This window comes from Aquiflexum sp. (assembly GCF_977115555.1).
Genome location: NZ_CDSBKL010000345.1, coordinates 1 through 4456 on the forward strand (window position 1 = coordinate 1; position 4456 = coordinate 4456).

Below are 4456 nucleotides of genomic sequence, written 5' to 3' on the forward strand. Positions count from 1 at the left end.
GACTTAGGGAAGAATTTGGTATGGATTCATTGAATATGAAAGAAACTTCGAGGTTGGTAAGGGAGAGTAAATAAATGGGTTTATAAGGAATTGGCTATCAGAATCTTATTTTTTGTCACATATTGTTCTTTGAATGATATTATTTGATACTGGATATTCATTGATATAAGGTGTATCAAAGTTTACTCCTAAATTAAAATTGATGGATATTTCTTTGTCTGATTTAAAAGGATTTGCATGGAAGTTGGGATAGGTAATCCTTAGATTTGTCGGTAAAAAAGTGTAATTGATCAGATTGGTTATAAGTTTTGGCAATGATATAAAAAATCAATACAAATTAATTCTGAAAATTATACTGAGGAGCAACATATGGTAATCAATAAAATATAATTGAATGTCAATAAAGTCATATAAGTGGGATAAATAGTTTAAAATAAAGAAAATTATTAATGGAATTTAAAAAAATACCCTAATTAGGGTATTTTTTTTTGTTTGGTCTTTTTCTATTTTTGAATCGGGTGATTAAGCGACTTTTCGCATTGACTTTTTATCGAAAGATTTCTAAACTAGGTAGGGATTGTCCAAAGAAGATTTTTTAACCCTACTTTTTTTCATGGACGAGGTGTGAATTTGCCCTGTTTACCATTGTTAATTATTTTATTTTGAGATTACTTGCCAGTTTGGTTGGGATCGTGGAAAGGTTCTTACTATGTTCTCCGAAAACTTTTGGATCAGAATTGGAAGGATTATTTATAAAATTCAAAAAAATTACCTGAAGCTGAGTAAAAAAAATACTCGGTGGTGGGGATAAATTGAGTAATTATATGAATCATTGCAATGTATTCCCATATTTACTTAATTTATTTATATTTGAATCCTTATCGACCCCGCTTAGCATTTATGAAGCACCTTACCATTTGGATTGTTTTCTTACTTTTTGCAGTTTCCTGTATCAGCAACAAAAGGATTACTTACCTACAAAATCTCCCTGAAAACGAACCCATAGACCTAGATGAGTTTATTCCCTTTGCAGAAGTGGAGTACAGGTATATTCTTCAGCCATTTGATATTGTGGACATTGATTTTGCCTCCTCCAATGAGGAGTTGACTAAGGCTTTTGAGTTTCAGGGTTCAAGATCAGCTAGAGGAGGAGTGGCTGCTGGGGGAGGAGGTGTCGGGGCAGGAGATATTTTTTATTTTACGGGTTACTCTTTGGACCAAGAGGGATATATTCTCTTGCCAAAAATCGGACGGCTAAAAATAGCGGGACTCAGTGAAGAAGAAGCTAGAATCAAAGTCCAAGAAGAAATCAGGGCTTATTTCAAAGAAGAGGTTTTTGTTAAACTGAGGATAGGAGGTATCCGATTTACGGCAATGGGTGAGTTTAACAGTGGGGGGCCTATGGTAATTATGAAAAACCGGGCAACGATTTTTGATGCCATCTCTTTGGCAGGTGAATCCAATATTTTGGCAAGGAAAAACAAACTGTTTTTGATCAGGCAATATGATGGGGGGACAAAAATCCATCAGATCAATTTGAATGACAGGGCCTTGTTGGCATCTCCCTATTATTTTATCCAGCCCAATGACATTTTGTATCTAGAACCTATGAAAATCAGACAGATCGGAAATGCAGATAATTTCTCTTCGTCTTTGAGCTTGATAATTTCTGTGACTACTTCCCTTTTATTGATTTTCGCATTAATCAGAGGCAATATATGATTGACGGCAAAGTAGATATTTCAAAGTTTGAGCAGGAAGCGAAGCCGATTGACATCAAATATTACTTGATCAAATACTCAAGGTATTGGCCTTTGTATGCAACTAGCATATTTATCGCTTTGGTTTTGGTTTTTCTGTTTCATAGGTATTCTGTGGAAGAATATCAGGTGCAGGGTAGTGTGCTGATCAAACCAAAAAACTCCCCGGAAGTGAGGATTTTGGATCGGTCCAATATTTTCTCCGGCAGCAATAACCTTGAGAATGACATCCTGCTTTTCACCTCCAAAAATCTGGCTGAAGAAGCGCTTAAAAAACTTCATTTTGAGGTGAGTTACTATGCCTCTACCAACATCAAGGAAGTAGAATTGTATGACAAATCCCCCATCAAAGTTTTGGTAGATTGGTCAGTGCATCAGTCAGAGGGGGGGACTGTTCACCTTACAAAGATTTCAGATTCTGAATTTACCTTGACCCAAGAGGACAAAACATTTTTTGATTTCTTCAATTCCAAAAATTATAGGCCATTGGATCCGGATATTCTGAACAAAACCTATAAGTTTGGCGAAACCATCCAAACAGAGAGGTCCAAGTTTGTGGTCCATCAGACTAAGGGGATGGAAGTGGGGGATAAATTGTACTTCATCATCCATAATCCTGTGGATGTTTTGGACAATTATGCCAGGGCAGTTACCGTGAGGCCGATCAATAATTTAGGTACGGTTTTGCAGGTGTCCATGGTATCCCAAGTCGTGGAGAAAGGCCGGGATTATGTCAATGCGCTGATGGATTCCTACATTGAATTTGACCTGAAGGAAAAAAATCGGATTACTGAAAATACCCTGAGGTTTATAGATGACCAAATGCACATCTTGGAAGATACTTTGAAGATGGTGGAGAGCTCTATGCTCAATTTTAAGGTTGAAAATAAGCTGATGGATGTCAACTCCGAATTTGGTGGGGTTTTGGGGAATATTCAGGCTTTGGAGGGGATGATCCAGAATATTGATTTTGAATTGAGTTATTACCAATCCCTTCAGGCCTATCTTAGTACCAAGACCATGGATTACGGGGATATTATTGCCCCCTCGATAGTGGGATTGAGTGACGGTTTTTTGAATGGACTGATCCAAAGTTTGGTACAAGTTTCTATGGAAAGGAGGAAACTCTTGGCAGTAGTCAATGAAAACCATCCAAACGTGATTGTATTGGATGAACAGATCAGCAAGTTGCGGGAGAATATTTTTGAAAATATCAACAACCTAGTTATCAATACTGAACGCAGAAAAGCAGAGGCCCAGAAGAAGATGGAGCAAATGGACAGTAAGTTTGCCAAATTGCCTCAGACAGAATCAGATTATACGAAGATCTTACGGCAGTTTAAGCTCAGAGAAAACCTTTACAATTACCTTCTGGAAAAAAGAGCAGAGGCTGGAATTGCCAAGGCCTCTAATGTCTCCGACAATTCAGTCTTGGATTATGCGCGTATGGGAAGTTTGATTTTTCCCAAGAGAACTCAGAATTATGGATTTGCCTTTGGTTTGGGTTTTTTCATTCCTTTATTGATTTTACTTGCTTTTCATTACCTCAACAATAGGATCATGGATCAGATCCAACTCAAAGGTTCTCTTCGGATTCCCTTGTTGGGAACCATTGGCTTGAGTAGCAAAGAGACGAATATGATTGTGGCCGAACATCCCAAGGCACTGGTGTCAGAGTCCTTCAGGTCTTTGAGGTCAGCACTTTTTTATATCGCGAGTGAGAAGAAATGCAAAAAAATATTGGTCACTTCGTCGGTTTCCGGTGAAGGGAAGACTTTTGTCAGCCTCAACCTAGCCGCTGCTATGGCGTTGAGCGGCAAGAAAACTGTTCTGCTCGGGATGGATCTTAGAAAACCTAAAATCGCAGATTATGTAGGCGTGAGTAATAAAGTGGGATTATCCTCCTATTTGGTGGACAGGTCTACCCAAGAAGAGATTGTCATCCCTACCAAATACGATAATCTGTATATCGTTCCTTCAGGACCGATTCCTCCCAATCCTGCTGAATTGTTATTAAAGGATAGAATGGCGGAGTTCTTCAATTATCTGGAAGGTGAGTTTGATGTGGTGGTCATGGACACGCCTCCAATTGGATTGTTGTCTGGGACGACTGATTTATTGCGTCTTTCAGATGTTAATCTATATATCATCCGTCAGGATTATACCCATAAGAGGTACCTTTTAATGATCAATGACCTATATGCCAATGATCAGGTGAGGGATTTCTATGCCGTATTTAATGGAATTCGAGCAGGAGGAGATGTTTATGATTTTGGAGGTTACAATTATGGCTATGGCTATAATTATTCTTATATGAAGAAAAACAAAGTAACCGGAAACTATTACGAAGATTCCGAGGATGAAAAGAAGCCTTCTATGTGGCTGGATAAGTTTTTTGCCAAGTTTAGGGTGTAGGAGGGGGCGCTAGAGACTGGAATTCTTGGTTGTAATTGTTCTAGTTGTTTTAATGGTTGTCAGCTTCGCGTTGTCATGTTATCTGCTTCGCGTTGTCGGGTTGGGGACTTGGTACTTGGTACATGATACTTTGTTCTAGAGGTTGTCTGCTTCGCGTTGTCGGGCTGTCGGGACTGCACACTGAAAACGGAGACTGGAAACTGGATTTTTTGGTTGTCTGCTTCGCGTTTTCGGGTTGTAGGGACTGCAAACTTGGATTTTTGATTATCATTCTAAGTCTT

Annotated in this window: 3 protein-coding genes; 2 read left to right on the top strand and 1 reads right to left on the bottom strand. The window is 38.7% G+C overall.

The window, feature by feature from the left end; genetic code table 11:
• Positions 1 to 900 precede the first annotated feature (900 nt).
• Together ACZFYI_RS16295 and ACZFYI_RS16300 are read left to right on the top strand one after the other, a co-directional pair.
• Positions 901 to 1722 (top strand): polysaccharide biosynthesis/export family protein, encoded by an 822-nt coding sequence (locus ACZFYI_RS16295; RefSeq protein ID WP_462525188.1) that lies wholly within the window; start codon positions 901 to 903, stop codon positions 1720 to 1722.
• Entirely contained in the window at positions 1719 to 4175 is a 2457-nt protein-coding gene (locus ACZFYI_RS16300) for a GumC family protein (protein ID WP_462525189.1), read from the top strand. The genes ACZFYI_RS16295 and ACZFYI_RS16300 overlap by 4 nt, the downstream gene beginning before the upstream one ends.
• Before the next feature lie 73 nt (positions 4176 to 4248).
• Here the strand turns inward: ACZFYI_RS16300 and ACZFYI_RS16305 are convergent.
• Positions 4249 to 4456: hypothetical protein (locus ACZFYI_RS16305; RefSeq protein ID WP_462525190.1), on the bottom strand; the 208-nt coding region annotated here is incomplete at its 5' end.

What these genes read in the sequence shown, in the direction of transcription:
- ACZFYI_RS16300 (WP_462525189.1), top strand. Translation starts at nt 1,719, where the DNA reads ATGATTGACGGCAAAGTAGATATTTCAAAGTTTGAGCAGGAAGCGAAG.
- ACZFYI_RS16295 (WP_462525188.1), top strand. Translation starts at nt 901, where the DNA reads ATGAAGCACCTTACCATTTGGATTGTTTTCTTACTTTTTGCAGTTTCC.